This is a genomic window from Bordetella tumbae, assembly GCF_965139195.1.
Classification (GTDB): Bacteria; Pseudomonadota; Gammaproteobacteria; order Burkholderiales; family Burkholderiaceae_B; genus Bordetella_A; species Bordetella_A tumbae.
In genome coordinates, this window is record NZ_CBCSJH010000022.1 from 80327 (window position 1) to 86913 (window position 6587).

The window sequence follows — 6587 nt, forward strand, 5'->3', positions numbered from 1 at the left end:
CTGACAGGTGCAAGTCTGGCGCGATCCACGACATCGCGTCAGTTCTATATATCAAGGGGAATTTCCAATGAATAGCCTAGTGACTATCACTGGCCGCATGATGCTGGCCGCAACAATCGTATCAACCGCATTGGCTGCCGTTGCCTCCGGCGCGCAAGCGGCTGGTTTTCCGGCCGAAGGCCGTCCTGTACGCATCGTCGTCGGGTTTCCGCCGGGCGGCGGGGCGGACGTGCTGGCGCGCTCTGTGGCGCCGGGGCTGGCGGCTAAATTGTCGGCCAACGTGATCGTAGAAAATCGTCCTGGGGCAGGCGGCCTGACAGCAACCGAGTATGTCGCCAAGTCCGCGCCGGATGGCTATACCTTGTACATCGCCACGCCGGGTTCGTTCACCATCTGGCCGAACTTGCGTAAATTGAATTATGACCCCAGCAAGGATTTCGCGCCGATCAGCACATTGGTGACGATGCCGAATCTGCTGGTGGTCTCGCCGAGTGCGCCTTACAAGACCGTTCAGGACCTGATTGACGCGGCAAAAAAACCGGACGCGCAAATCAACTATGCCTCGGGTGGCGTGGCAACAATCGGTCAGATCGCAAGCGAGCAGTTCAAGATGATGGCGGGTCTGAAGATGATGCACGTGCCGTACAAGGGCACGACGCCCGCCTTGACGGATGTGATGGCGGGGCTGGTGCCGTTGACCTTCTGCGACCCGACAGCCAAGGGGATGATCGACTCGGGCAAACTGCGCCTGCTGGCCGTCACGACATCGAAACGCTCGCCGCTATTTCCCCAAACGCCGACGATGGCCGAGGCCGGAGTCCCGGGCTACGATCTGATGAATTGGTACGGTATTGTGGCTCCTGCGGGCACACCTGCGCCGATCATCAAGCAGCTCAACGAGGCATTGGTCGAGGCCATGGCTCAACCCGACGTCCGTGACCGGCTTGCCGCCGCGGGCATGGAGGCGACCTCGAGTACGCCCGACGGGTTCGGCCAGTTGATGGCAACGGAGCGCGCAAAATGGGGGAAATTGGTTCAACAAGCTGACATGCGTGCAGAATAGATGCGCCGCACAGCCAGCCCGATGGGCTGGCTTGTCTTTCTTTTCAGGTATATCGCGTCATGGTGTCCGTTCCCCATTCCCGTTCCGTTGCTCCTGGCGCCGCCGAAGGCTCACATAGTTCTCACTGGGGGACGTTTTTTGCGAGCTTCGACGGCCATCATGTAAAGGTGCGTCCGCATCCGGGCGATCCGGATCCCAGTCCGCTGATCAATAACTTCACCAACGCATTGCGCCATCCGGCCAGAGTCACGGCGCCCATGGTGCGGCGGGGCTGGTTGACACGCGGCCCGGGTGCGGATCGCGCGCGCGGCAACGACACATACGTGCAGGTGTCGTGGGACGAGGCGTCGGATCTGGTCGCACGCGAGTTGCAACGCCAGCGCGACACGTATGGATTGGAAAGTATCTTTGGCGGCTCGTACGGTTGGTCCAGCGCCGGGCGATTCCATCATGCACAAAGCCAAGTACATCGATTCCTGAATACGGCGCTGGGCGGTTATGTCCGTTCCGTCAACAACTATAGCGCCGGTGCATCGGCGGTCATCATGCCGCACGTATTGGGACCGCTGGATGCGGTTGCCCGCCGCAATGTGACGTGGGATCAGATCGTCGAGCATAGCGACGTTGTGCTGGCATTCGGCGGCATGGCAGTACGCAACACCCAAGTGGCCAGCGGCGGGATCAGCCGCCACATCGAGCGCGATGCGATGGGCAGCGCCGCGCGCCGCGGCTGCCGTTTCATTTGCGTCAGTCCATTGCGTGAAGATTTGCCCGACGAGGCGCAGGCCCGTTGGCTCCCTGTGCGGCCAGGCACGGATACGGCGCTGATGCTGGGGCTGTTGCACGTATTGGTCAGCGAGGACCTGCATGACCAAGAGTTTCTCTCGCGTTATTGCGACGGTTGGGAAAATTTTCAGGCGTATCTGTCAGGGCAGATAGATGGCCAGCCCAAGGATGCTGCCTGGGCCGCTGGCGTGACGGGCCTTGTCGAGACGGACATTATTGCGCTGGCTCGCTCTCTGGTATCCAAGCGGGTACTGGTGGTGGTGTCTCATTCCCTGCAGCGTGCCGAGCATGGTGAGCAACCCGTCTGGCTAGGGGTGGTGCTGGCAGCGGCGCTAGGGCAGCTGGGTTTGCCAGGAGGGGGATACAACTACGCGCTGGGTACGCTGGCTCATTACGGCAAACGCAACAATGCTGTACCGATCGCGGCGTTCCCTCAGGGGCGCAATAGCGTGGACGCCTATATTCCGGTGGCGCGTATTGCCGATATGCTGCTCCATCCCGGCGGGACGTTCGACTATAACGGCCAGCGTTTGAGATATCCCCACGTGCGCCTGGCGTATTGGGCCGGCGGCAACCCGTTTCACCATCACCAGGATCTGACGCGTCTGCGCGAGGCATTTCGCACGCTCGACACGTTCATCGTGCACGAATGTGTCTGGACCGCGACCGCTCGGCATGCCGATATTGTCTTGCCATGCACGATGACGCTGGAACGCGAGGATATCGGCGCCACGCCGACGGATCCGTTGATGGTGGCGATGCACCGTATCGCACCGCCAGTGGGGCAGGCGCGGGATGATTATGAGATTTTTGCCGATCTGGCGGAGCGGCTCGGGCGGCGCGAGGCTTTTACAGAAGGGCGCAGCAGCCGTGAGTGGCTGCGCCATATCTATGAAACGACGCGTGCCGCATTGGCCGAACGCGGCGCGGATGCGCCGGATTTCGATGCTTTCTGGCAGCGCGGTGAGGTGATTCTGCCGCAGTCGCCGGATGACGGTGGAATGCTGCGTGCGTTTCGCCAGGATCCGGATCAGCATCCTCTGCCTACACCCAGCGGCAAGGTCCAGATCAGCTCGCCGGCCGTGGCGTCGTTTGGTTACCGTGACTGCCCTGGATATCCGGCCTGGATCGAGCCTACGGATGCGCCCGATAGTGCGCATCCTCTCTATCTCGTGGCCAATCAACCTGCGACCCGGCTGCATAGCCAATTGGATTTTGGTGCGCACAGCGCGTCGTCCAAACGCCATGGCCGCGAAGTGTGCCGTGTGCATCCGGCCGATGCCCAGAGCCGCCGGATCGCCGACGGCGACATCGTGCGTTTGTTTAACGCGCGCGGTGCGTGTCTGGCGGCCGCGCATGTCACCGACAGCATTATGCCGGGCGTGGTGCAATTGCCGACGGGGGCATGGTTTGATCCAGAGGATCCGGCCGACGACCGCCCGATGTGTGTGCACGGCAATCCTAATGTGCTGACGCGAGACGTTGGCACGTCGTCATTGGCGCAAGGGTGTACCGGGCAGCTGACGGCCGTACAACTCGAGCGCTACGATGGGCCGGTGCCGCCGATACGGGCGTATGAGCCGCCAGAGCTGGGGGCGTATCCATGACGTATGCATTCGTCAGGGGTTTAGGGCGTTGATGCGCTTATGGGCATTGACGTACTTTCGGACGTCGAGCCGAGGCAATCGGGCCGCTTGGACGTCCAATAGAACGGCTTGGCGCACGTACGCCTAGCCCGTTACTGCCGGGCCATCCGCACATCCTGAGGCGCAGACTCTCCTGTATTGCTGCGCCACGGATTGATATCCAGCCCCCCACGCCGCGTATAGCGCGCATACACCGTCAACTGCTCGGGCCGGCAAGCGGCCATGATGTCGGTGAAAATCCGTTCCACACAATGTTCGTGAAACTCCGCATGATTGCGAAACGACACGATATAGCGCAGTAGCGCGGCGCGATCCAGCGGCTGGCCGCGGTAGCGGATTTGGACGCTGGCCCAATCGGGTTGACCGGTGACAGGGCAGTTGGACTTCAACAGGCGCGAGGTCAATGTTTCGGACACAGCGGGGCCGTCGGCGCAGCGCAAGAGCGCAGCGTCAGGCGTATAGGTGTCAATCTCGATATCGAGCGCATCCAGATTCTCGCCTTCGAGTTCGCTGATGGTCAGCGCGGCGAAGCGCTCGGGCAGGATCAAATCCACGCCGACATCGCCACCCGCTGCAGCAGACAAATCGCGCACCAGGTGATCCCGCAATTGTTGAGTGCTATCCAGGCGGGTCTGATTGAACGAATTCAAATACAGCTTGAACGACTTGGATTCGATGATGTTCGGGCTGTCGGCGGGCACGGTGAACGTGGCCATGCCGATCTGGGGCTTGCCCTTGTGATCCAGCCACGAGAGTTCATAGGCATTCCAGATATCCACGCCGGCAAAGGGCAGCGTTGCGGGCAGATTCAGGCTGGCGCGATTGTGCGAGCGCGCAATAGGAAAGAGCAGGTTGGCGTTGTATTGCGCCGGGTAGTCGACATGGTGGCCCAGCGGGGCATTGGCTAAAGACATGGAGCAGTGATCAAGAGCAACGTTGAAGACAACGTTCGGAACCTGCATTTTAGGCCCTTCGAAAGACCCTTTTTTTCATATAGTGAAAAGTAATCTGCGCCATATGAAAGTGGTTGGTGCATAGCAGCGACGAGACATTTCATAGATGGCAAAGTCTTTTCGTAATGCGAAATTAAAGTTTTAACTTTATGATTTAAAAGAAAAATATTTTTAGTCTTGTATAAGATTTAAAAGCGCCTTGCTCCGCAACATAGGCATAGACTTTTATCCAACGCGGCACTGAATGATCTGACGCAATACCGATGGCATCACCTCCAGGTTGATCCTCCGGTCTGTTGTTCAGGACGACCTTGGTGTCTGCCTCCGAATTCAAGTTTTTCTCTGTGTTTCTTCTCTTTTTGCCTTTTGTTTTTTCAGGAGCATGTCATGAGCAATCGCGAAACCGAAATCCGTAATCTGCAGAAAGACTGGGCGGAAAACACCCGGTGGCAGGGCATCAAGCGCAGCTATAGCGCCGAAGACGTGATCCGTCTGCGTGGCTCAGTGCCGGTCGCACACACGCTGGCCCACCGCGGCGCGACCCGTTTGTGGGAGCTCTTGCATAGCGAGCCCTTTGTGAACTCGCTGGGTGCGATGACGGGCAACCAAGCCATGCAACAGGTGAAGGCCGGTCTGAAGGCCATCTATCTGTCTGGCTGGCAGGTCGCCGGTGACGCGAACTTGGCGGGTGAGATGTATCCCGATCAATCGCTGTATCCCGTCAACTCGGTGCCGCAAGTGGTTCGCCGTATCAACAACGCCTTGTCGCGTTGTGATCAGATCCAATGGATGGAAGGCAAAAATCCGGGCGACGAGGGCTACATCGATTACTACGCGCCTATCGTGGCCGATGCCGAGGCAGGGTTTGGCGGCGTGCTCAATGCGTTTGAATTGATGAAATCCATGATCGATGCAGGCGCCGCCGGCGTGCACTTTGAGGATCAGCTGGCGTCGGTGAAAAAATGCGGCCACATGGGCGGCAAGGTTCTGGTGCCCACCCGTGAAGCCGTGTCCAAGCTGGTGTCGGCTCGTCTGGCTGCCGACGTCATGGGTACGCCGACGGTGGTGTTGGCGCGTACGGATGCGGACGCTGCCGATCTGGTGACGAGCGATGTGGACGAAAACGATCGTCCGTTCATCACTGGCGAACGCACGGTGGAGGGCTTCTTCCGCACCAAGGCCGGTATCGATCAAGCGATCTCCCGTGGCCTGGCCTATGCGGCGTACGCGGATCTGATCTGGTGCGAAACCTCGACGCCGAATCTGGAATATGCCCGTAAATTTGCCGAGGCCGTCCATCGCCAATTCCCGGGCAAGCTGTTGGCCTATAACTGCTCGCCGTCGTTCAACTGGAAAAAGAACCTGGACGACGCCACGGTGGCCAAGTTCCAGCGCGAACTCGGCGCCATGGGCTACAAGTTCCAGTTCATCACGCTGGCCGGTTTCCACGCCTTGAATTACGGCATGTTCGAGTTGGCGCATGGTTATGCCCGCCGCCAGATGAGCGCCTTTGTGGAGTTGCAGCAAAAGGAATTCGCCGCGGCCGAGCTGGGCTTTACCGCCGTCAAGCACCAACGCGAAGTCGGCACGGGCTATTTCGATGCGGTCACGCAAACCATCGAGAGCGGCAAGTCGTCGACGACGGCATTGACCGGCTCGACCGAAGAGGCGCAGTTCCATCATGACGAGCCCGTGACCCAAGTGCGTGCGGCTTGATCGGAGCGGGACCGTCGTCATGGCTAACCGTGACGACATGAATGACTGGTGCCGCTGAGGGGCGGTGCCAGCTGGTTTATCGGCATGACAACCTTGTTGCCGTGCCGAGATGCTTGAGTTTTAGTTTGCTGTAGTAGGGTGGTTGGGGATGCCTGCGGGCATCCCGTTTTTTTGTTGCCGGGCAGTAAGCCGAGGGCGCGGCGTGGGGGCTTTTCTTATGCCACGGTTGTAGTCTGTGGCATGCGTCGGTTGGAGTTCTTTTGGCGCAGGAGGTCGGCGTGTAAAAGCCCCGCCGGGCCTATCGCCGCGACTCGGCCCATGAGCTGTCCTGGTCCAGTTATTTTGGACACGAGGATAGGACTTTTTAAAGAGTGGCCATATTGGTCTTTTCGTAGTCTGCCGGAGAGAGATAGCCCAACGTGG

Annotated in this window: 4 protein-coding genes; 3 read left to right on the forward strand and 1 reads right to left on the reverse strand. The window is 59.5% G+C overall.

Annotated elements, in window-relative coordinates; translation table 11 throughout:
* The first annotated feature begins 67 nt into the window (after positions 1-67).
* Positions 68-1063: a tripartite tricarboxylate transporter substrate binding protein gene (locus ACNA0J_RS20060; RefSeq protein ID WP_415820629.1), complete on the forward strand. Its 996-nt coding sequence runs from the start codon at positions 68-70 to the stop codon at positions 1061-1063.
* A 59-nt stretch (positions 1064-1122) separates the two neighbouring features.
* The gene (locus ACNA0J_RS20065) at positions 1123-3456 is read left to right on the forward strand and encodes a molybdopterin guanine dinucleotide-containing S/N-oxide reductase (RefSeq protein ID WP_415820630.1); all 2334 of its coding nucleotides are present in this window, start codon (positions 1123-1125) and stop codon (positions 3454-3456) included.
* Positions 3457-3587: 131 nt separating this feature from the next.
* On the opposite strand, the gene queF is transcribed toward ACNA0J_RS20065, so the two are convergent.
* Positions 3588-4409: an NADPH-dependent 7-cyano-7-deazaguanine reductase QueF gene (gene queF / locus ACNA0J_RS20070; RefSeq protein WP_415820631.1), complete on the reverse strand. Its 822-nt coding sequence runs from the start codon at positions 4407-4409 to the stop codon at positions 3588-3590.
* A gap of 426 nt (positions 4410-4835) precedes the next feature.
* Between queF and aceA the strand changes: the two genes are divergently transcribed.
* Entirely contained in the window at positions 4836-6164 is a 1329-nt protein-coding gene (gene aceA / locus ACNA0J_RS20075) for an isocitrate lyase (RefSeq protein WP_415820632.1), read from the forward strand.
* Positions 6165-6587: the final 423 nt, after the last annotated feature.